The organism is Amycolatopsis camponoti (assembly GCF_902497555.1).
Lineage (GTDB): Bacteria > Actinomycetota > Actinomycetes > Mycobacteriales > Pseudonocardiaceae > Amycolatopsis > Amycolatopsis camponoti.
On sequence record NZ_CABVGP010000002.1, the window covers coordinates 2,355,246 to 2,376,805 of the forward strand.

Here is a 21,560-nt window from a genome sequence, read left to right on the forward strand (position 1 = left end):
CGGCCTCTCGGCCGCCCGGAGGAAGCTCCCGGATCAGGCCACTCGGCCCTCTTCCACTCGTTCGAACCACTTCACCGGCTTCGCGGTCCACGCGAGCCGAACCTCATCAGGAGAACACCCATGTCTTTTCACGGAATCCTTGACCTGTCAGGGAAAACCCCGTTCGTCCGCTCCGCCTACCGGCCGGAGCCGGAGGACGTCGCGCTCCCGCTTTCCGTCGTCCGCAAGCACAAGCTGCGTCCCGGCGACGAAATCACCGGCGCGGGCGAAGAAATCGCCAGCGTCAACGGCGCCGATCCGGCCGAACCACGCCCGGACTTCGCCGACCTGGTCCCGCTGCACCCGGATCAGCGCCTGTTGCTCGAAACCACCCCGACGCGCCTGCTGACGCGCGTCATCGACCTCGTCACCCCGCTCGGCAAGGGCCAGCGCGCGCTGGTCGTTTCGCCGCCGAAAGCCGGGAAAACCACGGTGCTGCGGGAGATCGGCCACGGCATCTCGGTCAACCACCCGGAATGCCGGCTGATGGTGCTGCTCGCCGACGAGCGCCCGGAGGAGGTCACCGATCTGCGCCGGACCGTGCGCGGCGAGGTGATCGCGTCCACTTTCGACCGTCCGCCCGCCGAACACGTCGCGGTCGCGGAACTCGCCGTCGAGCGCGCGAAACGCATGGTGGAGCGCGGCCAAGACGTCGTCCTGCTCCTCGACTCGCTCACCCGCCTCGGCCGCGCGTACAACCTCTCGGCCCGCGCCTCCGGCCGCACGCTCTCCGGCGGCGTCGACGCGGCCGCGTTGCAGCCGATGAAGCGCATCCTCGGCGCGGCCCGCAACCTCGAAGGCGGCGGCTCGCTCACGATCGTCGCGTCGGCGCTGGTGGAAACCGGTTCGCTGGCCGACACGGTGTTCTTCGAAGAACTGAAGAGCACCGGCAACGCCGAGCTGAAGCTCGACCGCAAGATGGCGGAACGCCGGGTGTTCCCGGCCGTCGACCTCGCCGCCTCCGGCACCCGCCGCGAAGAACTCCTGGTGACACCGGGCGAATTGGCCGCGATGCGCGAGGTACGCCGCGCGCTGCCGGGCCCGCAGGCGGCCGAGCAGCTGCTCGACCAGCTCCGCAAGACCGGCTCCAACGCGGAGTTCCTTCTCCGCGTCACCGGTGCCGCGCTTCCCGCCGCCGCCTGAGTCAGCGCCGCTCCCGGAGTTCGCCGATCACCTTCTGCCCGACGCCGTGCGCTTCGTCGACGCTCTCGGGCGGATCGCCTTCCCCCGGCTCGTAAAGGTCGTCGTCCGGCCGGCCGGGGTCCGGGGTGCCGGGCCGCGCGATCTCGGGTTGCTCGTTCGGGTGGGACATTTCCGGGTGGTACCCGGCCCTTCCCACGGTCAACCCGCCACCCCGTGCCCGGCCGCCGTCAGTTGCCCCGCCCCGTGGTCTGCTGGAGCTCATCGATCCGCGCCGACGCCTCAGCCTTCGTCAGACCGTCCGGAACCTCTTCACCGGCCTCCTGGGCCAGTGTCGACAGATACGACTTCTGCGGCCCGGTCATCGGCTCGTCCCCGGTCGTCCACTCGCTCGGGTCCTTCTCCGGGTTGGGCTCCACCTGATCAGTCATCACAGCCTCCAATCGAACACGTGTTCGCTCGAATCCGACTCTAGCGCAGGGGTCCGACAATCGCCGGTCACGAGCCGGCGGGCGGGGTGCTCGGCGGCCCCGCCTCGTGGCCCGCCCGGCCGCGGGTCCGGCGCTCGTCCTTCATCCGCTGTTCCGGCACGTGGCGGCGCCCGTCGTTCAAGGACTCCAGCAGCTCGCGGTGGAAGTCGCGGAAAGTCGCGTAGAACCCGTCGTCGTACTCCTCGACGAGCTGGAAAGTCCACCGATCGGGGACGACGTTGAGCCCGATCAGCTCCTCGCCGATCCGCCGCGCCCAGTCCGCGTGACCGGCCTTCTCCAGCGCCTCCACGGCCTCGTCCAGCACGAGGTCCGCGCTGCCCGTCAGCTGGTGGAACGAGTAGAGGTGGCCCCGCGCGCGTTCGATCGTCTCGAACGCTTCGATGACCTTGCCGACCGCCGTGACCGTGGCGGCGTCGTAGTTGTCGACCATGACGGAAAAGTGCCCCGTCCCGGGATTTCTACACCTCCCGGAACGGGGCACCTGCCCGAAGCGCGAAACTCAGGCCGTCGGCCGCGTCGCTCCCGCGTACTCCTTCAGCAGCGGCGAGATCTTGACGACGTCGCCGCTGGTCGGCGCGTGCACCATCTTGCCGTCGCCGATGTACATCCCGATGTGGGACACGGGGGAGTAGTAGGCGACCAGGTCGCCCGGCTGCAGCTGGTCGCGCGGCACCGGCGTGCCGAAGCCCGCCTGTGCCGAGGACGTCCGCGGCAGCGTGATGCCCGCCTGCTTGTAGGCCCACTGCATCAGGCCCGAGCAGTCGAACGTGCTCGGCCCGGTGGCGCCGTAGACGTAGGCGCTGCCGAGCTTGCTCAGCGCCGCGTCGACCGCCTTCTGCGCGGCCGAGGAGGCCGCCTTGACGGTCGGGGCCTTGCCGCCGGTGTCCTTCTGGGCGGTCTTGTCGGCGGTGCTGAGGGTCTTGCCCTGGGCCTCGATCTGGTCGATCTGGGCCTGGAGGTTCTTCTTCTTGCCCTCGATGTCCGACGCCAGCTTCGCCGCGGCGTCCCGGGCGTCGGTCGCCCGCTTCGCCGCGTCGGTCGCCGCCTTCTCGGCTTCGGTGGCCTTCGCGGCCGCGCCGCTGAGGTTGCCCATCGCGGCGTTCTTGTCGGTCGCGATGACCTCGAGGGCCGCCGAGCGGTCCAGGAAGTCCTGCGTCGACGTGCCGGCCAGCAGCGCCGACAGCTTGTTGAGCTGGACGCCGCTGGTGAACGACGCGCCGGCGAACTTGTCGACCTGGCCCTGGTACTTCTGCTTGGCCTCGATGGCCTGCGCACCGGCGTCCTTGGCGGCGGTGACGTCGGCGTTGGCCTTGTCGAGCTCTCCCTGCTTCGCGGTCAGGTCGTCCTTCGCCTTGAGCAGGTCTTCGTTGAGCTTCTCGGCCTGGGCCGAGAGGTCGCGGTACTTGGCCAGGGCGTCGGACCCGGTGGGCGGGGCCTGGAGGACGGGGATGGGGGCGGCGGTGGCCGTCGGTTGGGCCATGGTGACGAGGGTGATCACCGAAGCCGCGGCGAGGGCACCTGACACCACGCGCTTGACGGGATGCGAACGCATTCTCGCGCGGGTCTCCTTTGCTGATCGGCCGCCGTCGGGCACCGGGGCGAGTCGGGGGCCTCGCCGTGTCCGGCGCGTGCTCGACCGCAACAGGAAGAGCACGCGGTGGGGTCCGGTACCCGGCAGGGGGTATCGGCGGCGATCTCGCGTCGCCGTCTCATCGACGACCGGGGGCCGCGAGATCTCGAACAGGTTACGAAAAGAACACGGCACCGTCCAGGGGTCCTCTCTGAGAACTCTCCGTGACGACAAGAAACACGCTTGGACCAGTGGTAACCGGATCGACTGTGGCCTGGATTACATTCCGCGAGGCAGTTAACTACCCTACCTCCCTAGGGTATCCGTGGCCGATGGGAGACACGGCCTGCGCCGTCACCGGCGTGACGTGCGGCCACTGCGCCGCTCGGTCGAAGAGGAAATCTCGGCGGCCTCGGCGGCGTTATCAGAGTCACCGTCGAGCCGGCCCCCGGCGCGGCGAGGGCGCTCAGTTCGGTTTTCGTGGTCACGAACAGCCTGCGCTCGCGCGGCTTCTCGGCCGGGTGACTTTTGTACGGTCCTTGTATCGGCTCGGGTGATGCTGGCCGGGTAGCGAATCCGACCAGTGGAGGACAGGGATGTTCACGAAGGCCGCCGTACTCACGGCACTCACCGCAGCGGCGTTCGCCGTGGCCGCACCGGCGCAGGCCGCGCCCGCGGCCACGACGGCGCTGCCCACGGCGAACATGGAGGCCGTGCTGAAGGCGGCCCAGATCGACCCGCGCCGAGCCGACGACACCCAGACCCCGGGTGCGCACGACAGCGTGCTGCTCGTCGAACAGGCGTTGCAGGCGAAGGGCTTGCTGGCCGCGACCTACGTCGACGGGTACTTCGGGACGACGACGATCACGGCGTACTCGCAGTACCAGAAGTCGTTGGGGTACACCGGGATCGACGCGTCCGGCCTGCCGGGCAAGACGTCGCTGGAGAAGCTGTGCGAGGGCCGGTACACGGTGACCGCCCCGGTGTCCGCGGGCAGCCGGATCGCTTATCGCGGGGTCACGACGAACACCCGCACCAAGGCGATGCTCCTGGCCGCCGAAGGGATCGCGGGCCTCACGGTCAGCCTCACCCAGGGCGGCTACAACCCGGGCGGCGTCGACGCGTCGGCCGGCACCCACGACGGCGGCGGAGCGCTGGACATCTCGGTGTCCGGCATGTCGTCGACGACCCGCACGAAGCTGCTCACGGCACTGCGCAAGGTCGGGTTCGCGGCCTGGTACCGCACTCCGGCGCAGGGCTTCGACTACCACATCCACGCGATGGCGATCTCCGACCCGGATCTCTCTTCGGGCGCCCAGCACCAGACCGGGGACTACTACCTGGGGATGAACGGGCTCGCCGGGCGCGGGGCCGACGACGGTCCCGCGGTCACCAAGGTCACGTGGGAGGAGTACCAGCGCGGCTGATCCCGCGGGGGTGGCTGTGCCGGGGCGCGGGATCGGACGCGCCCCGGCACTGGCACGCCCGGCCCGAGCGGTGGTTTGATCGGAAGCACCAAACGACCAGGGGGTGCTCCGATGGCCGGCAAGGCTTTCCGCTTCGGTGTGGTGGCGGGCGCGACCGAAGGCGGCGCGAAATGGCTGCGGACCGCTCGCCGTGCCGAGGAACTGGGCTACGCCACCCTGCTCTGCCCCGACAACCTCAACCTGCCCACCCCGACCGCGGCTCTCGCGGCGGCCGCGGCCGTGACCACCGACCTCAAGGTCGGTTCCTTCGTCCTCGCCAGCCCGCTGCGGACCGCGCGGGCCGCCGCCTGGGAGTCGCACAGTCTCTCCGTCGTCACCGGCAACCGGTTCGAACTCGGGCTCGGGACCGGCCTGCCCACCATGCGGCAGCAGGCCGAAGAGCTCGGCCTGCCCTACGGCTCGGGCCAGGAACGGCTCGACTCCATCTCCGAGACCATCGACCACGTCCGCCGGCTCGACGGCGACGCCCACACGCCCGTCATGATCGCCGCCGGCGGGCCGAAGGCACGGCGGCTCGCCGGAGCGAAAGCCGACATCGTCACGCTGGCGGGTGGCGTCCTGACCACCCGCGAAGAGATGGCGGGCTACGTCGAAGAAATCCGGGCCGCCGCCGGTGATCGCGACATCGAGCTCGCGCTGAACATCTTCGTCGTCGGCGAGCAGGTGCCGCCGTGGATCCGGGGGTTCATCGGGGTCGACGCCGAGACGCTCATCGAGCACGACTCGCTCACCATGCTCCGCGGCAGCTTCGACGACATGGCCGCCGAGCTGGAACGGCGCCGGGAGGAGCTCGGCGTCTCCTACGTCAGCGTCAACAGCGCCTTCATCGAGGAGTTCGCGCCGCTGGTGGAGCGGTTGTCGGGGAAGTGAGCGTCGCCGGGTCGGTGTTCGCGCCGCACAGCAGGACCGCGACGCGTTCCCCCGGCTCCGGCCGGTAGGCGCCGGCCAGCAGCGCCGCGTAGGCCGTCGCTCCGCCGGGCTCGACCGCCAAGCGGTAGCGGTCCCACAACGCCAGCCGAGCCGACACGATCGCCGCGTCGTCCACCAGCACGGAGCCCACCTCCGCACGGACGGCCACCGCGAACGCGATGTCGCCGAGCCGGGAGGCGCCCAGGGAATCCGCGGCGACGCCGGACACCTCGACGGGGACCGGCTCGCCGGCGGCCAGCGCGGCGTGCAACGTCGGGGCCGTGCGCGGTTCCACGCCGACCACGCGCGCCCGGCCTTCGACCGCCGCCGCGATGCCGGCCATCAGCCCGCCGCCGCCCACCGCGACCAGGATCGTGTCCAGCCCGTCGAGGTCGGCCAGCAGCTCGAGGCCCACCGTGCCCTGGCCCGCGCAGATCTCCGGCTGGTCGTACGCGTGGCAGAACAGCGCGCCGCGGTCCGCCGCGTCCTTCACCGCCGCGTCGTAGGCGTCCGCGTACTTGTCGCCGACCAGCTCGACGGCGGCGCCCAGCTGCCGCAGCTTCGCCACCTTGACCGCCGGCGCGTTCACCGGGACGTACACCCGCGCGGCCACGCCGAACTCCCGGGCGGCGTGGGCGACGGCGAGCCCGGCGTTGCCACCCGACGCGGCCACCACCCCGGCCGCCGAAAGCTCGCCCGCCGCGATGATCCGGTTGAAGGCGCCGCGGGCCTTGAACGACCCGGTGTGCTGCAGGTGCTCGAGCTTGAACCACACGCCGTCGTCGCCGAACACCGGCGTCCGGCGGACGTGGCCCTCGATCCGGGCGGCGGCCCGCTCGACATCCGAAGTGCTGATCATGCGCTCCAGCATGCGCGCGGACCGCCGTAAGCACCAGCGACGTCTCCTATGCTGGCATCAGCGATGCTTACGGCTGGAGGCCCCGTGTTCGACGCCCACCGCCTGGCCCTGCTCGCCGAGGTCGCGCACGCCGGGTCGATCGCCGGGGCGGCCCGGAGACTCGCCTTCACGCCGTCCGCCGTCTCGCAGCAGCTGGGCAAGCTCGAACGCGACGTCGGCGCGCCCCTGCTGCACCGCAACCCCCGCGGGGTCACCCTCACCCCGGTCGGGGAGGCGCTGCTGAGTCACGCGGAGACCATCGTCGGGGAGCTGCGCACCGCCGAGCGGACCGTCCGCGCCCTGCTCGACGAGGAACCGGCGCAGCTGACCGTCGGCACGTTCGCCAGTGCCGGCATGACGCTGGTGCCCGCCGCGCTCGCCGGGTTCCGCCGCGACCACCCCGCGGTCGCACTGCGGCTGCTGGACCTCGAACCGCCGGACGGGTACGGCCTGGTCAGCTCGCGCGACCTCGACCTGCTGATCACCCACCGCTATCCCGGCGCGCCGCTGCCCGACCCGCGCGGGCTGACCCGGTCGCTCCTGCGCTCCGAGCGGTTCCGGCTGATCCTCCCCGAAGGACACCCGAAGGCCCGCGTCCGCCGGCTCACGCTGGGCGCCCTGGCCGGCGAGGCCTGGATCTCCGGCAACCCCGGTGTCCCCAACCGCGTCTGCCTGGATCAGCTCGCCGACGCCGCCGGGATCACGCTCGGCGTGGCCTACGAAACCCGGGACTACCAGGTGACCCTGGCGCTGGTCGAGGCCGGGCTGGGGGTCGCGTTCGTGCCGGAGAGCGTGCTCGCCCGGATGGCGCCCGCCCGGATCGCGGTCCGTGACGCCGCGGACGCCCGGCCGGCGCGGGACATCTTCCTGGTGCACCACCGGCGGCCGGGAAAGCTGGTGACCGAGATGGCCGAGCGGCTCAGCCGTCCACAGTAGACGCCCGGGCGGGGAACCGCGCGGAGGCGGCCTTCAGCGCGTCCAGGCACGCGCGGACCGCGCCGCGATCCTCTTCGCCCGCCCGGCAGATCGCGTAGATCGTCCGCGTCAACGGCGGGCGCGTCGCCAGGATCCGGACGCCCCCGGGCTGCGGCTCCCGGGCCAGCCGCGGCACCAGCGCCGCGCCGAAGCCGGCCGCCACCAGGGCCAGCTGCGTCGGGTAGCCACCGACCGTGCAGCTGATCCGCGGCTCCAGCCGTTGCTTGCGCAGCACCTGCACCAGCCACTCGTAGCAGCCGGACCCCAGGCTCCAGCCGATCCACGGCAGATCGTCCACTTCGGACAGATCGACCGCCTTGCGGTGCGCGAGGCGGTGCCCGGCGGGCAGGGCGAGGTCCGCGACGTCGGAGAACAACGCGATCCGCGTCGTCGACGGCGGGAGCACCGTCGGCCGGTCTTCCCAGCTCTCCAAGACCGCGACGTCGAGGTCGCCGGCCAGCACGCGGGGCATCGTCTGCTCCGCCTCGCCCTCGTGCAGCGTCACCGCCAGCCGCGGGTGCTGCGCGGCGAGCGTGGCCAGCGCGGGCGGCAGCAGCGCGTGCACGGTCGTGGGGATCGCGCCGACCCGCAGCGGCCCGATGACGTCCTCGCGCAGCAGCTCCAGGTCCGCCTTGGCCTCGGCGACCTGCGCCAGGATCAGCTCGGCGTGCCCGGCCAGCACCTGGCCCGCCTTCGTCAGCCGGACGCCCCGGCCGCGCGGCTCCAGCAGCCGTTGCCCGGCCTCGCGTTCCAGCTTCGCCAGCTGCTGCGACACCCCCGACGGCGTGACGTGCAGGGACGCGGCCGCGGCGGCGACCGAGCCCTGGGTGGCGACCGCGTGCAGCGCGCGCATCCGCTCGATTCCGAACACGGTAGAGATCCTACCGAATTCTCCGCAGAAACATTCGCTTGTCCTTGACAGTTGCCGCCCGCACGCTGGACCGGTGACCACGACCGCGCCCCGCCCCACGATCGCCCCCACGCCGCTCACCGAGCGCTTCGACCCGCGTCTGCTCGCGGCGCTCGGCAGCTTCTGCATCTCCCTGTCGTCGGTCTTCATCAAGGTCTCGCACGCCAGCGGCAGCACCAGCGCGTTCTGGCGCTGCCTGCTGGCCCTGCCGGTGCTGGTCGCGCTCGCCCTGCTGGAACGGCGGAAGGCCGGCCCGGCGCCGCGCCGCCGCGTGCTCCTCCCGCTGCTCGCCGGCACCGGGCTCGGCCTCGACTTCGTGCTGTGGGGTGAGGCGATCCCGCGGATCGGCGCCGGCATCGCGACCGTGCTGCTCGCCGTCCAGGTGGTCATCGTGCCGCTGCTGGCGTTCGCCTTCCTGCGGGAACGGCCGGCGAAGCGGTTCCTCCTCGCCGTGCCCGTGCTGCTCGCCGGCGTCGTGCTGGCCGGCGGGTTCGCCGGGAGCGGCTCGTTCGGCCCGGACCCGGTCACCGGCGCCGTGTTCGCGATGCTGGCCGGCGCGGGGTACGCGGTGTACCTCTTCCTGATCCGGCTCAGCGGCGGCGCGGGCGCGCGGGCGCAGTCCCTGGTGCTGGCGACGCTCTCCGCCGGTGTCGTCGCCGTCGTGCTCGGCGTCCCGACCGGCACGCTCGACCTGAGCCCGAGCCCGGCGACGTTCGGCTGGCTGGCCGCGCTCGCCGTCGTGGGTCAGCTGATCGGCTGGATTCTCATCTCCGCCGCGCTGCCCCGGATGTCGGCCACCACCGGCGCGACGCTGATGCTGCTGCAGCCGGTCGGCGCGGTGCTCCTGGGCATCGGCCTGCTCGGGGAGACGCCGAGCGCGCTGCAGCTCGTCGGCTGCGCGGGGGTGGTCGCGGCCGTCTGCTTCGCCGGGCGGACCCGCCGCGGGTGATCTGCGGGCCGGGGCCGTCACGGCTAACGTCCCCGGTATGCGTGTGCTGGTGGCCGGGGCTTCGGGGTTCGTCGGCGGCCGGTTGTGCCCGGCGCTGGAAGAGGCGGGGCACGACGTCCTCGCGATGACGCGCCGTCCCGAGAAGTACGACGGCGCCGGGACACCCGTCCGCGGCGACGTCGCCGACGTCGGTTCCCTGCGGGACGCGCTCAAGGGCGTCGACGCCGCCTACTACCTGGTGCACTCGCTCGACAGCGCGGACTTCAAGCGCCGCGACGCCGACGCCGCGCGCGCGTTCGCCCGGGCGGCCGCGGACGCGGGGGTGGGCCGGATCGTCTACCTCGGCGGCCTCGGGGACGACGACGACACGCTTTCGGAGCACCTGGCCAGCCGGCGCGAGGTCGAGCGGCTGCTGGGGGAGACCGGCGTGCCGGTCACCGTGCTGCGCGCCGGCATCGTCATCGGCCACGGCGGGACGTCTTGGGAGCTGACCCGCCAGCTGGTGGAGCACCTGCCGGCGATGATCACGCCGCGCTGGGTCGGCACGCGCACCCAGCCGATCGCGATCGCCGACGTCGTCCGGTACCTGGCCGGCGTGCTCGACCACCCGGAGGCCGAGGGCCGGACGTTCGACATCGGCGGGCCCGAGGTGCTGGCCTACCGGGACATGCTGCAGCGGGTCGCGGCGATCGAGGGGCGGCCGCTGGTGATCGTGCCGGTGCCGCTGCTCTCGCCGAAGCTCTCGTCGTACTGGCTTTCGCTGGTCACCGACATCGACGTCACCACCGGGCGCGCGCTGATCGACTCGATGACGAACGAGGTCGTTGTCCGCGACGACGCGATCCGCCGGATCGTCGAGTTCGAGCCGATGGGCTACGACGAAGCCGTGCTGCAGGCCCTGGGCGAGCGGGCGAAGAGCCGGCGGCCCGCGTGAGGAAGCGGCTCCTCGCCGGGGTGACGGCCGCCGGGTCCGGCCTGCTCGGCGCGTCCCTGGCCAGCCGGCCGGGTTCGCGCCGGTTCCACGTGCTGACGGCGGCGGTCGCGGCGACCTGGTTCGCCGGCGCGGGGCCGGTGGACCGCGGCCGCCGGGACGTCGTGCAGCCGGTCCTCGCGGGGGCCGGCGCGTTCGGCGTGTTCTACGTCGGCGCGCTGGTGTCCCGCCGCATCCCGTTGCTGCGCCGCGCGATCGCGGGCGTGCTCGACCACGCCCGCCGCGGTTCGACGCCCTCGGTGGTGGCGACGACGCTCGTGACGGGCGCGGCGGAGGAGTTCTTCTTCCGCGGCGCGTTGTACGACGCGTTCGGCCCCCGCGGATCGACGGCGCTGTACATCCTTTCGACGACGGCGACCCGAAACCCCGCGCTGGTATTGGCCTCGACGGTGATGGGCGCGCTCTTCGCCGTGCAGCGCGGCCGGTCCGGCGGGCTGCAAGCACCGGTGCTGACGCACGTGGTGTGGTCGGCGCTGATGCTGGCCTTCATGCCGCGCCTCTTCCCGCCGGATCAGAACGCTTCGTAGGCGGCCATCACCACGCCGAGACCCCGGTCGTACCCGCCGTCCCAGAGGACCTGGTTCATCACGTACGCCACCACCATGCGGTTCTCCGCGTCGACGAGGACCACCGAGCCGCCCCATCCGCCCCACGAGCACGTGCGGCCCTCCAGCCGGTAGCCCAGGCCGTAGCGCATCTGCGCGCCGAGCACGCGGTCTTCGCCGTGGAACTGCTCTTCGAAGACGCGCTCGGCACCGGCCGCCGACAGCAACCCGCCGCCGCCGACGAGTGCCGACTGCGCCGCGGCGACCGAGCGGGCGTTGCCGTACCCGTTGATGGCGGGTACTTCCGCGCGCCGCCAGGCTTCGGAGTACGAGTCCGAGACGCCGACCAGGAAACCCGGCGGCTTGTCGCCCTGGGGGTCGGGGATCAGCGGCGCCACGCGGTGGTCGTGTTCGGCGGCGAGCCCGATGTGGAAGTCGGCGCCCAGCGGGCCGGCCACCTCCTCGGCGAAGAACGTGCCGAGGGTGCGCCCGGTGACGCGGCGGACGACTTCGCCCACCAGGAACCCGAACGTGACCGAGTGGTACCCGCCCGCCGTCCCGGGCTCCCACGCCGGGGTTTGCGCGGCCAGCCGCGCCGTCACGGCCGGCCAGTCGAAGAGGTCCTCGACCGCGATCGGGCCGGTGAAGTCCGGCAGGCCCGCGGTGTGCCCGAGCAGGTGCCGGACGAGCGTGTTTTCCTTGCCCGCGGCGGCGAATTCGGGCCAGTACGCGGCGACCGGCGCGTCGAGGTCCAGCTCGCCGCGGTCGGCGAGGACCAGCGCGCACAACGCGGTCATGGTCTTGGTGGTGGACCAGACGGTGGTGATCGTGTCGCGGTCCCAGGCCTTCGTGCGGCCGGTGTCGACGTATCCACCCCACAGATCGACCACGGGCTCGCCGTCCACGAACACGGCGACCGAAGCGCCCACGTCGTCGGCGTCCAGCGACGCCGCGAGGACGTCCCCCACCTTGCCGAACCGGTCTTCGCACGTTCCCCAGATGTCAGCCACGGCGGCCAGCAAACTCCGTCCGGACGGGTCACACCACTCATTTTCGAGTGGAGAACCTTTGTCCGGAACGAGCCAGAACCGGGCGGAAACCTTCAGAACCGCGCCGGGATTTCCTATCCTGGACCAAACCCCGGTGCGTGGAGAGGGATGTCGATGCGGACATTGCTCGTGCTGCTGCTCGTCCTCGGTTCCTTCACCCCGATGTCCCTGCGACCCGCCGAGGCGGCCACGGCGGTGTGCGTGACGTCGTGCGACACCCTCGACCCGTCGCGGGCCGCGCGGGAGAGCTTTCCCTTGCCCGACAAGGTGATCAACAACCGTGTCGTGCGGCTGCACGCCTCCGACCCGGACGGGATGGCGTGGGCGAGCATCGACGGCGGCGTCGCCGGCGACGCCGTCTGGCTCGACCGCTCCTGGGACGGTGGCGCCACCTGGGAAGGGTTGCTGGGCAAGGCGACCATCCCCGGTGCGTGGACCGGCACCCGCACGCTCATGTACAACCTCACCGACCCGCAGCACCACCGCCGCGGACTGGTCCGGGCCTGCGGGGACGCGCAGGGCGTCGCGTGCACCGCGTGGATCTACCCGGACGTCTGCGACGCCGCGTGCGACCGCACCGCGCCGGGTACGGGGGACAGCCAGCCGGTGGCGCCGACGACGCTCTTCGGCCGCACGATCCGGCTCCACTTCGACGGCCGGGGCCTGGCGTGGGCCGGGATCGAAGCCGGCGGCGCCGGGGACGAGATCTGGCTCGACCGCTCGTGGGACGCCGGCGCGAGCTGGCCGGACGGCTCGTCGCTGGGCCGCACGAGCGTCGCCGCGGGCGCGACCGGTACTCACACCACGGCGTTCGCGACGCGCGATCCCCGCGGCCGGCTCTACGGCGGCGCGGTGCGGGCGTGCGGCCGCGAAGCCACGCACGCGCAGGGGAGCTGCACGGCGTGGGCACGGCCCGCGACGACCCGCGTGGCCGGCGCGCTCGACGCGCTGATGTGGTCCTACGACCCGTACACCGCGTGGTGGCCGTCGAGCTGGTGGAACTCGGCGGTCGCGGTGACGGCGGTGGCCGACGCGGGCGGGTTCGACGCCGCGCTGGCCCGCACCTTCGACGTCAACCGGGCCGCTTTCCCCGCCGGGGCAAGGAGTTCCGATGCGATCGAGGGCGACTTCGTGAGCCGCGCGATCGACGACAGCGGGTGGTGGGGCCTGGCCTGGGTCGCCGCTTACGACCGCACCCACGACGCGCGCTACCTCACCGAGGCGACGACAATCGCGAACTACGTCCACGGGTTCTGGGACACCGGCAGCTGCGGCGGCGGGGTCTGGTGGAACCGCGAGCGGACGTACAAGAACGCCGTCACGGCCGGGTTGTACCTGCGGCTGACCGCGTCGCTGCACAACCGGCTCGCCGGCGACACGGTGTGGGGCCAGCGGGCCCGGACTGCGGGCGACTGGTTCCTCGACAGCGGGCTGATCAACTCCTCGGGCCTGGTGAACGACGGCTTGACGTCGTCGTGCGCGAACAACGGCCAGACCGTCTGGACGTACAACCAGGGCCTCGGCATCGGCGGGCTGCTGGAGCTGTGGCGCGCGACCGGCGTCCAGTCCTATCTGGACGCGGCGAAGCGGCTCGCGGACGCGGCGATGGCGCGGCTCACTTCGGGTGGCGTGCTCGTCGAGTCCTGCGACACCGGCACGGCGTCCTGCGACGACAACCAGAAGCAGTTCAAGGGAATCTTCCTGCGCTACTTCGGCGACCTGGCGGCGGCGACGGGCTCGGCGACCTACCGCGCGTTCGCGCAGAAGCAGGCGGACGCGCTGTGGGCGGGTGATCGCGACCCGCTGAACCGGATCGGCCAGCGCTGGACCGGGACGACGCCGAACGTGACGGACTGGCGGACCCAGGCGTCGGGCCTGGAAGCGATCCTGGCGGCGGGGTAGGTCCGCGCGCCGGAACGGGCGCCGAGCTGCCGCCCGGCTCGGCGACCGAGCGGCAGAGCACCGATCCGGCCACGCAGCAGGCCGCCATCACCGGCGGGGAACGCAGATCACCGGCAGGTTCACGCTGCCCGAAGCGCGGCAGCCGGCCCGCGACATCGCCGGCGGCTGACGCTCAGCAGGGCGGCGGCGGCAGGTCGGCGCCCGTGCAGGCTTCGGTGTCCGTCTTGCTCGTCGCCTGGTGCAGGAGCTCGTAGAGCTGCTCGCGCTGCTCATGGCTGAGCCCGCACAACACCTCGTCCTCGATCGCGGCGAGCGCGAACTCGGCCCGCGCGAGCAGCTTCGCGCCCACGTCGGTGAGCTCCACCACGTGGCGCCGCCGATCGACGGCCGAGCGGCGCCGCTCGATCAGGTTCTCCGTCTCGAGCTCGTTGAGCAGCCCGACCACGTTCGTGCCGTCCATCTGCAGGGTCTTCGCGAGGTCCTGCTGCGAGCTTCCGCCCAGGTCACGCAGCACGGTGAGGGCGATCAGGTGGCGCGGCCGCAGCCCGAGCGGGGTCAGCACCGACTCGCTGCGCAGCCGCATCCGGCGGGAGAGGTGGTCGAGCAGCGCTCCGCACCGGTGGGGCGGCTGGTTGACGACCGGCAGCGAGGTCATGCGCCCAGTATATGGGCAGCTCAATGGTCGGTGTGCTATTAATGGTTTGTCTAACACCAACGATCTATGGGCGGCTAACGACATGGCGCATCTCCTCCACATCGACTCGAGCATCCAGGGCGAGCGCTCGGTGAGCCGCCGGCTCAGCGCGCGGGCCGCGGCCGCGTGGCGGGCCGCGCACCCGGGCGGCACGACCACCTACCGCGACCTCGGCGCGCACCCGCTCCCGCACCTCGACGCCGAGAGCGGGTCGGCCCGCGCGATCCCGCCGGAGCAGCACACGCCGGCCCAGGCCGCGTCGTGGGCGCTGACGCGGGAGCTCGTCGGCGAGATCCAGGCGGCCGACACGGTGCTCCTGGGCCTGCCGGTCTACAACTACGGCGCGCCGAGCAGCGTCAAGGCGTGGGTGGACCACCTCATCGCGCCCGGGCTCTCGGTCGACCACGAGACCATGACCGGCCTGCTCGGCGGCCGCGAGTTCATCGTGCTGGCCTCGCGCGGCGGCGGGTACGGCGAAGGCACGCCCCGCGAAGGCTGGGACCACGCCGAGCAGTGGCTCCCGCACGGCGTCTCGCTGACCGGCCTCGAGCCGCGGTTCGTCACGGCGGAGCTGACCCTCGCGCACGTCAACCCGGCGATGGCGGAGCTGATCCCGCTGGCGGACGCGAGCCTGGCGACGGCGGAGAAGACCATCGACGACCTGTGGGTCCCGGCGCGGGTCTGACGACCGTTCGGCGCGCAGAACCCGGTCTTCGACGACTGCGCCCCGGGCCCCGGCGGTAGCGGTGCGGGCACAGCCGGTACCGTGCCGCCGGAGGCCGGGTGGCAAGATGCGGAAACCCGGACGGTCCGCACCTGGGCGAGGAAGGTCAGGTTTGAGCGCGCACACCTCCCAGATGGACGATATCCGGCTGGTCGCGCAACCGAGCGCGTTGCCGGTCACGGAACTGTTCGTCCGCCTGATTCTCACCGACTGGTCCCTGATGCCCATGCTGGAGCAGGTGACCGCCACCGCGAGACGGCTGGTCGAGACCGTCATCGACGCCGGTGACCCCCGATCGCCCTCCTTCGTCACGCTGCGGCTGCGGCTGCGCGCCGACGTGCTGGTCGTCGAGGTCGACGACGACGTCCCCGGGCTGCCGGAGCCGAAGGTCGCCGGGCCCGGCGAGCGCGTGGGCGTCACGCCCGGCGCCGGCGAGGCCCGCACCACGTGGTGCGAGCTGGAGCTGCCCGGCGGGATGAACGCGAAGCAGGTGCGTCTGCCTCGCCGGCAGGACCGCCGGACCCTGGTCGACGAGCCGGTCTCCGGCGCCCCGGTCGCCGCCGACCCGGAGGTGCTGGAACGCCTGCTCACGCGGCTGAGCGGCTGGTCCGGCCCGAGCTGACGTGCGCAGCCGTCCCATCTTGGTCGTGCTCTACGACGGCGTCCGCTTGCTGGACGTCTCCGGGCCCCTCGAAGTCTTCGCCGAGGCCAACGAGCACGGCGGCCGGTACGAGCTGAAGACGGCCTCGCCCGGCGGTGCCGACGTCCGCGCCAACACCGGGACCCGCCTGGGCGCCGATCTCGACCTCGCGGCGGCCGACCCGCGCGGCGCGACCGTGCTGGTGCCCGGCGGCCCCGAATGGGCCCGCACGATCGCCGACACCGGGCTCGTCGCGCAGATCCGGCGGCTGGCCGGCGGCGCGACCCGCACGGCGTCGGTGTGCGCGGGCGCGTTCGCGCTGGCCGCGGCGGGCGTCCTCGACGGCCGTCGCGCCACCACCCACTGGGACCTGACCGACCAGCTCGCCCGCCGTTTCCCGCGGGTGCGGGTCGACGCGGACGCGATCTTCGTCAAGGACGGCCCGGTGATCACCTCCGCGGGCGTCACGTCCGGCATCGACCTCGCCCTCGCGCTGGTCGAGGAGGACCTCGGCGCCGAGGTGGCCCGGCTGGTGGCCAAGCACCTGGTCGTCTTCCTGCAGCGGCCCGGCGGGCAGTCGCAGTTCAGCGTGCGGCTGGAAACCGGCCGCCCGCGCACCGAGGTGCTGCGGGCCGTGCTCGACGCGGTCGCGGCCGACCCCGCGGCGCCGCACACCCTCGCCGACCTGGCCGCCCGCGCCGGGGTCAGCGCGCGGCACCTGACCCGCTTGTTCCGGGAAGAGCTCGGCCGCACACCCGCCCGGTTCGTCGAGCAGGTGCGGCTGGAATCCGCCCAGCAGCGGCTGGAACGCACGACCGAACCGCTGGACGTCGTCGCGCGGCGGTCGGGCTTCGGATCCGTCGAAACGCTGCGACGCGCCTTCGCGCGCGGCCTCGGCGTGACCCCGAGCGACTACCGGGCCCGGTTCCGGACCACGGGCATCGGCTGAACCGGTTCCGGGCTCCGATCCGTGCATCCAGGCAGGGAGAGGACGTGGAGGCGAGGAGGCAGCCGAGGTGCGCATTGTCATCGCGGAAGAAGACGCCCTGTTGCGGGAGGGGCTGGTCCTGCTCCTGCACAGCGAGGGGTTCGACGTCGCCGCCGCCGTCGACCACCCCGGAGACCTGCTGGCCGCGGTCGTCGCGGAGGAGCCGGACCTGGCCGTCGTCGACGTCCGGATGCCGCCGACGTTCACCGACGAAGGCCTGCGGGCCGCCCTCGAAGCGCGCCGGGTCGCACCCGGGCTGGCGATCCTGGCGCTGTCGGCGTTCGTCGAAGACGGTTACGCCGGCGACCTCCTGGCCGCCGGCGGGGGCGGCGCCGGGTACCTGCTCAAGGAGCGCGTCGGGAAGCCGGACGAGTTCCTCGACGCACTGAAGCGCGTCGCCGCCGGCGGCACGGTGCTGGACCGCGACGTCGTCGCCCTCCAGCTGGCCCGGCCACGCCCCGGCGACCCGGTCGCGACGCTCACCGCGCGCGAACGCGAGGTCGTCGCGCTGCTGGCCGAAGGCCACTCGGTGCCGACGATCGGGCGGCTGCTCGGCATCGGCACCGCCGCGGCCCGGCAGCACGCCGGGGACGTCAGCGCGAAGCTGCGCGTCCCCGACGAAGCCCAGGCGATGCTCAGCTACCTACGAGCGTGAGGACCTCGGCCTGCTTCTCCCGGTACCGGGCGACGTTGGCCAGCTTGACGTCCTCGTAGCCGCGCACCAGGTCCGGCAGCTCGGCCAGCGCCAGGACGCGGGCCCGGTCGGCGTCTTCGGCGCGGAAGGCCCGCAGCACCGTGGCGCGGTAGTCCTCGATCAGCTCGCGCTCGACGCGGCGCACCTCGGCGCGGCCGAACGGGTCGAAGCGGGTGCCGCGCAGCTTGCGCGACGCGTGCAGCAGCCGGAACGCCGGCCGGAACCACGGGCCCAGGCTGATCTTGCGCTTCATGCCGAGCGCCCGCAGGACCGGCGGGTGCAGGCGGTAGGCGTACTTCGTGCCCTCGCCGAACTGCCCGGCGAGATCCGCGGTGAAGGCCGGGTCCAGCGACAGTCGCGCGACCTCGTACTCGTCCTTGTAGGCCATCAGCTTGTACAGGTGCTTCGCGACCGCTTCGGTGATCTCCGTCGGCCCGTCCTCCAGCACCCGCACCTGCTCGACGTACTCCGCGTACGCCCGCGCGTACCGCTCGTCCTGGTAGGCGACCAGATCGGGGATCCGGACGTCGAGCAGCCGCGCCAGCTCCGAGCCCGGCTCCGCGTGCACCAGCTTCCGCGCGGCGGGCTGGGTGACCGCCCGCGTCTCCTTGGGGGCGGCCGTGAGCGCGGCCGGGTCGGCGACCAGCTGACGCCCGCGGCGGAAGGCCTGCAGGTTCGCGGCCACCGCGGTGCCGTTCAGCTCGATCGCGCGCTCGATCACCGCGGCCGGCAGGCCGATCGCGCCGGTCTGGAAGGCCGCGCCGAGCTGCAGCACGTTGGCGAACTGGTCGTCGTCGAACAGCTCCTCGGCCAGCCCGCGCGCGTCCAGGGACACCGTGCGTTGTGCCGCCGCTTCCAGCGGTGCGAGGACACTGTCCGGGGACGGGAAGGACACCGTCGTGTCGACGACCATCCGGCCGGTCGGCACCTCGGTGGTCGAGACGACCGCCGTGGTGCGGGCGGCGTCGGCCACGCCGAGGTTCGCCGCGTCCGCCCCGACCAGCGCGTCGCACGCCAGGTAGAGGTCGCACTCGCCGGCGGCGAGCTTCGGGGCCTGCTCGACCGGCTCCGCCGTCACCTTCAGGTCGGACACCACCGCGCCGCCCTTCTGTGCGAGCCCGGTCTGGTCGAGCGTGCGGACGTGCCGCCCGTCGAGCACCGCGGCGGTGGCGAGGATCTGGGTCACGGTGACCACGCCGGTGCCGCCGATCCCGGTGATCCGGACGGTGAAGTCCGGCGCGCCCGCCGGGGGAGCGGGGACGGCGTCCGCGGCCAGCTCGCCGAGCTTCCGCCGCTGCTTCTTCCCGGTCGGCACCACGGTGACGAACGACGGGCAGTCCCCGGCCAGGCACGAGTAGTCGACGTTGCACGACGACTGGTGGATCGCGGTCTTGCGGCCGAACTCGGTGGCCACCGGCTGCACCGAAAGGCAGTTCGACTTGGTGCCGCAGTCGCCGCAGCCCTCGCAGACGCGCTCGTTGATCACGACCCGGGTCGCGGGCGCGGTCTGCTTGCCGCGACGGCGTTTCCGCCGCTTCTCGGCCGCGCACTCCTGCTCGTGGATCAGCACGGTGACGCCCTTGATGGCGGCCAGTTCCTCTTGCGTGCCAAGAAGTTCCGTGCGGTCGCGGACCTCGACGCCGGCGGGGAGCTTGCGGCGCCGCAGCTTCGCGGGCGCGTCGCTGGTGATCACGACCCGCTTCGCGCCTTCGACGAGCAGCAGCTCGGCGACCTTCTCCACCGGCAGCCCGCCGACGGCGTCCTGGCCGCCGGTCATCGCGACGGCCGAGTTGTAGAGCAGCTTGTAGGTGATGTTCACGCCGGCGGCGACCGCCGCGCGCACGGCGAGGCTGCCGGAGTGGGTGAACGTGCCGTCGCCGATGTTCTGGACGAAGTGCTCGGCCTCCACGAACGGCGCCATGCCGATCCACTGGGTGCCCTCGCCGCCCATCTGCGTCACGCCGAGGACGGTGCCGACCTGGTCGGGCTCCATGAACAGCGCCATGGTGTGGCAGCCGATGCCGCCGCCGACCAGCGTGCCCTCGGGCACCTTCGTCGACGAGTTGTGCGGGCAGCCCGAGCAGAAGTACGGCGTCCGCGCGAGCAGGGGCACGGAGATGCGCTCGCGACGGCGGCGCCCGCGGTACTCGTCCACCGACGCGATGCCCTCCGGCAGCCGCCGGGTCAGTCCGGTCGCGACGGCGTCCGGGTCCAGCTCGCCGAGCTCGGTGAACAGCGTGCGGCCGTCGCAGTCCTTCTTGCCGGTGATGGCGGGCGCGCCGGGCACGCCGTAGAGGACCTCTTTCAGCGCGCTTTCGATGAACGCCCGCTTCTCCTCGATGACGACGATCTCGTCGAGGCCGTCGGCGAACTCGCGCACGACCCCGGGTTCCAGGGGGTGGATCGCGCCGAGCTTGAGCACGCGGATGCCGTGCTCGCGCAGGGCTTTCGCGTCGAGACCCAGTGTGCGCAGCGCCTGCTGGAGGTCCAGGTAGGACTTCCCGGCGGAGACGATGCCGATCCGGTCGGCCGGGCCGCGCGCGGTGATCTTGTTGACGCCGGCCGCGCGCAGGTAGTCGAGCACCAGCGGCAACCGGACGGTGAACAGGCTGCGTTCCAGCTCCGCGAGGCTCGTGCCGAGCAGGCGCGAGGTCGGCGTGTGGCGGTAGGCCTTCTCGATCTCCGGCGCGGTCCACCGCGGACTGACGGTCGCCGTGCCCGAAGCGTCGGCGACGTTGGCGACGACCTTCAGCGACGTCCACACCCCGGCGGCGCGGGACAGCTCGACCGCGTGCATGCCGAGGTCGAGGACGTCCTGGGAGTCGGCCGGGTAGAGGATCGGGATGGCCAGGTCGGCGAGCGCGAGCTCGGACGCGCACGGGACGGTCGAGGACTTGGCGTTCGGGTCGTCGCCGACCAGCGCGACGGCGCCGCCGCGCGGGTCGGTGCCGGCCAGGTTGGCGTGGCGGAGGGCGTCGGAGGCGCGGTCCAGGCCGGGCGCCTTGCCGTACCAGAACCCGGTGACGCCCCGCTGCCCGCCGGCGCCCGCGACGAGCTGGCTGCCCATCACCGAGGTCGCGGCCAGCTCCTCGTTGAGGCCCGGGCGGTGGACGACGTCGTGCTTCTCCAGCAGCTTCGCGCGGCGGCCGAGTTCGAGGTCGTAGCCGGCCAGCGGCGAGCCCTCGTAGCCCGAGACGAACACGGCGGGGTCGCCGCCGCGGGCGCGGTCGTGGCGGACGCGGTCGAACAGCAGCCGGACCAGGGCCTGCACCCCGCTCAGGTGCACGGTTCCGGCCTCTCGCAGGTACCGGTCGTCCAGCGTGAACGTCTCCACGGCGCGGGCCTCCTTCGCGTCGGTTGTGCTCTCGGGCACAGTGCGATCTTCGGGGCACAGTGCGGCGCGGACCACAGCCACGCAACAGCCAAGGCGCGGCCGGGCCTCCACACGCAAAGTTCAGCGTATCCAGTGACGGAGTGGTCCCGATTTTTGCGTCCGTTTACGCTCGGACGCATGACCGACGACCTGCTCGACGCGACCGACCACGAGATCCTCGGCCTGCTGCGCGAAGACGCCCGCCGGACGCTGTCCGACATCGCCGGCCGCGTCACGCTGTCGACGGCCGCGGTCAAGCGCCGCATCGACCGGCTGCGGGAGACCGGCGTGATCACCGGGTTCACCGTGCAGGTCGACCACGCGAAGCTGGGCTGGGGGATCGAGGCGTTCACCGAGCTGCGGTTCGTCGGGAACACGAAGGTCGCGGAGATCCTGCGCACCACGACGCGGATGCCCGAGGCGCAGGCGGTGTTCACGATCGCCGGCGACCCGGACGCGCTGGTGTGGCTGCGGGTGCGCGACATGGCCCACCTGCAGAAGACGATCGACGAGATCCGCCGTCACCACCAGGTCACCGGCACGAAGACGCTGATCGCCCTCGAGTCGTGGTCGAGAGGGAACTGACGTGCTC

At 72.6% G+C, this 21,560-nt stretch carries 22 protein-coding genes; 13 read left to right on the forward strand and 9 right to left on the reverse strand.

The window, feature by feature from the left end; genetic code table 11:
• The first annotated feature begins 120 nt into the window (after positions 1-120).
• Positions 121-1,182: a transcription termination factor Rho gene (rho, locus tag AA23TX_RS31410; protein WP_155546379.1), complete on the forward strand. Its 1,062-nt coding sequence runs from the start codon at positions 121-123 to the stop codon at positions 1,180-1,182.
• Between the two features lies 1 nt (position 1,183).
• On the opposite strand, the gene AA23TX_RS31415 is transcribed toward rho, so the two are convergent.
• From AA23TX_RS31415 to AA23TX_RS31430, 4 genes are all read right to left on the reverse strand, one after another.
• Entirely contained in the window at positions 1,184-1,378 is a 195-nt protein-coding gene (locus AA23TX_RS31415; protein ID WP_230862960.1) for a hypothetical protein, read from the reverse strand.
• Positions 1,379-1,409: 31 nt separating this feature from the next.
• Positions 1,410-1,610, reverse strand: coding sequence for a DUF3072 domain-containing protein (locus AA23TX_RS31420; RefSeq protein ID WP_155546381.1), 201 nt, complete (start codon positions 1,608-1,610; stop codon positions 1,410-1,412).
• A gap of 67 nt (positions 1,611-1,677) precedes the next feature.
• Positions 1,678-2,100, reverse strand: coding sequence for a hypothetical protein (locus tag AA23TX_RS31425; protein WP_155546382.1), 423 nt, complete (start codon positions 2,098-2,100; stop codon positions 1,678-1,680).
• A 69-nt stretch (positions 2,101-2,169) separates the two neighbouring features.
• A complete protein-coding gene (locus AA23TX_RS31430) occupies positions 2,170-3,222 on the reverse strand; it encodes a C40 family peptidase (protein WP_155546383.1) in 1,053 nt (350 codons plus the stop codon).
• Between the two features lie 614 nt (positions 3,223-3,836).
• Between AA23TX_RS31430 and AA23TX_RS31435 the strand changes: the two genes are divergently transcribed.
• Positions 3,837-4,667 carry a peptidoglycan-binding protein gene (locus AA23TX_RS31435; protein WP_155546384.1) on the forward strand — a complete coding sequence of 277 codons (831 nt, stop codon included), beginning with the start codon at positions 3,837-3,839 and terminating at the stop codon, positions 4,665-4,667.
• A gap of 111 nt (positions 4,668-4,778) precedes the next feature.
• Positions 4,779-5,597 (forward strand): LLM class flavin-dependent oxidoreductase, encoded by an 819-nt coding sequence (locus AA23TX_RS31440; RefSeq protein WP_155546385.1) that lies wholly within the window; start codon positions 4,779-4,781, stop codon positions 5,595-5,597.
• Here AA23TX_RS31440 and AA23TX_RS31445 read toward each other — a convergent pair.
• Positions 5,551-6,495 carry a threonine/serine dehydratase gene (locus tag AA23TX_RS31445; protein ID WP_155546386.1) on the reverse strand — a complete coding sequence of 315 codons (945 nt, stop codon included), beginning with the start codon at positions 6,493-6,495 and terminating at the stop codon, positions 5,551-5,553. The genes AA23TX_RS31440 and AA23TX_RS31445 overlap by 47 nt on opposite strands.
• 84 nt (positions 6,496-6,579) lie before the next feature.
• Between AA23TX_RS31445 and AA23TX_RS31450 the strand changes: the two genes are divergently transcribed.
• Positions 6,580-7,470, forward strand: coding sequence for a LysR family transcriptional regulator (locus AA23TX_RS31450; RefSeq protein WP_155546387.1), 891 nt, complete (start codon positions 6,580-6,582; stop codon positions 7,468-7,470).
• On the opposite strand, the gene AA23TX_RS31455 is transcribed toward AA23TX_RS31450, so the two are convergent.
• Complete coding sequence (locus tag AA23TX_RS31455; RefSeq protein WP_155546388.1) at positions 7,454-8,380, reverse strand: LysR family transcriptional regulator; 927 nt, start codon at positions 8,378-8,380, stop codon at positions 7,454-7,456. The two genes, AA23TX_RS31450 and AA23TX_RS31455, sit on opposite strands and share 17 nt — an antisense overlap.
• A 73-nt stretch (positions 8,381-8,453) precedes the next feature.
• On the opposite strand from AA23TX_RS31455, the gene AA23TX_RS31460 reads away from it, so the two are divergent.
• From AA23TX_RS31460 to AA23TX_RS31470, 3 genes are read left to right on the forward strand one after another with little or no spacing between them, the layout of a single operon-like run.
• A complete protein-coding gene (locus tag AA23TX_RS31460; protein WP_155546389.1) occupies positions 8,454-9,368 on the forward strand; it encodes a DMT family transporter in 915 nt (304 codons plus the stop codon).
• Between the two features lie 37 nt (positions 9,369-9,405).
• The gene (locus AA23TX_RS31465) at positions 9,406-10,302 is read left to right on the forward strand and encodes an NAD(P)H-binding protein (protein ID WP_155546390.1); all 897 of its coding nucleotides are present in this window, start codon (positions 9,406-9,408) and stop codon (positions 10,300-10,302) included.
• Complete coding sequence (locus AA23TX_RS31470; protein WP_155546391.1) at positions 10,299-10,886, forward strand: CPBP family intramembrane glutamic endopeptidase; 588 nt, start codon at positions 10,299-10,301, stop codon at positions 10,884-10,886. The genes AA23TX_RS31465 and AA23TX_RS31470 overlap by 4 nt, the downstream gene beginning before the upstream one ends.
• Here the strand turns inward: AA23TX_RS31470 and AA23TX_RS31475 are convergent.
• Complete coding sequence (locus AA23TX_RS31475) at positions 10,871-11,914, reverse strand: serine hydrolase domain-containing protein (protein ID WP_155546392.1); 1,044 nt, start codon at positions 11,912-11,914, stop codon at positions 10,871-10,873. The genes AA23TX_RS31470 and AA23TX_RS31475 overlap by 16 nt on opposite strands.
• A gap of 153 nt (positions 11,915-12,067) precedes the next feature.
• On the opposite strand from AA23TX_RS31475, the gene AA23TX_RS31480 reads away from it, so the two are divergent.
• Positions 12,068-13,855 (forward strand): glycoside hydrolase family 76 protein, encoded by a 1,788-nt coding sequence (locus tag AA23TX_RS31480; protein ID WP_155546393.1) that lies wholly within the window; start codon positions 12,068-12,070, stop codon positions 13,853-13,855.
• Positions 13,856-14,027: 172 nt separating this feature from the next.
• Here AA23TX_RS31480 and AA23TX_RS31485 read toward each other — a convergent pair whose 3' ends face one another.
• Positions 14,028-14,510, reverse strand: a complete 483-nt coding sequence (locus AA23TX_RS31485) for a MarR family winged helix-turn-helix transcriptional regulator (protein ID WP_155546394.1) — start codon at positions 14,508-14,510, stop codon at positions 14,028-14,030.
• Positions 14,511-14,592: 82 nt separating this feature from the next.
• Here AA23TX_RS31485 and AA23TX_RS31490 point away from each other — a divergent pair, with 82 nt between their 5' ends.
• The 4 genes from AA23TX_RS31490 (at position 14,593) to AA23TX_RS31505 (ending at position 17,556) form a co-directional block, all read left to right on the forward strand.
• Entirely contained in the window at positions 14,593-15,234 is a 642-nt protein-coding gene (locus tag AA23TX_RS31490; protein ID WP_155546395.1) for an FMN-dependent NADH-azoreductase, read from the forward strand.
• Positions 15,235-15,385: 151 nt separating this feature from the next.
• On the forward strand, positions 15,386-15,895 hold the full coding sequence (locus AA23TX_RS31495; RefSeq protein ID WP_155546396.1) for an ATP-binding protein: 510 nt from the start codon (positions 15,386-15,388) through the stop codon (positions 15,893-15,895).
• A 1-nt stretch (position 15,896) separates the two neighbouring features.
• On the forward strand, positions 15,897-16,862 hold the full coding sequence (locus tag AA23TX_RS31500) for a GlxA family transcriptional regulator (RefSeq protein ID WP_230862779.1): 966 nt from the start codon (positions 15,897-15,899) through the stop codon (positions 16,860-16,862).
• A gap of 67 nt (positions 16,863-16,929) precedes the next feature.
• The gene (locus AA23TX_RS31505) at positions 16,930-17,556 is read left to right on the forward strand and encodes a response regulator (RefSeq protein WP_155546397.1); all 627 of its coding nucleotides are present in this window, start codon (positions 16,930-16,932) and stop codon (positions 17,554-17,556) included.
• On the opposite strand, the gene AA23TX_RS31510 is transcribed toward AA23TX_RS31505, so the two are convergent.
• Positions 17,537-20,929 (reverse strand): indolepyruvate ferredoxin oxidoreductase family protein, encoded by a 3,393-nt coding sequence (locus AA23TX_RS31510; RefSeq protein WP_230862961.1) that lies wholly within the window; start codon positions 20,927-20,929, stop codon positions 17,537-17,539. The genes AA23TX_RS31505 and AA23TX_RS31510 overlap by 20 nt on opposite strands.
• A gap of 177 nt (positions 20,930-21,106) precedes the next feature.
• On the opposite strand from AA23TX_RS31510, the gene AA23TX_RS31515 reads away from it, so the two are divergent.
• The gene (locus AA23TX_RS31515; protein WP_155546399.1) at positions 21,107-21,553 is read left to right on the forward strand and encodes an Lrp/AsnC family transcriptional regulator; all 447 of its coding nucleotides are present in this window, start codon (positions 21,107-21,109) and stop codon (positions 21,551-21,553) included.
• Positions 21,554-21,560: the final 7 nt, after the last annotated feature.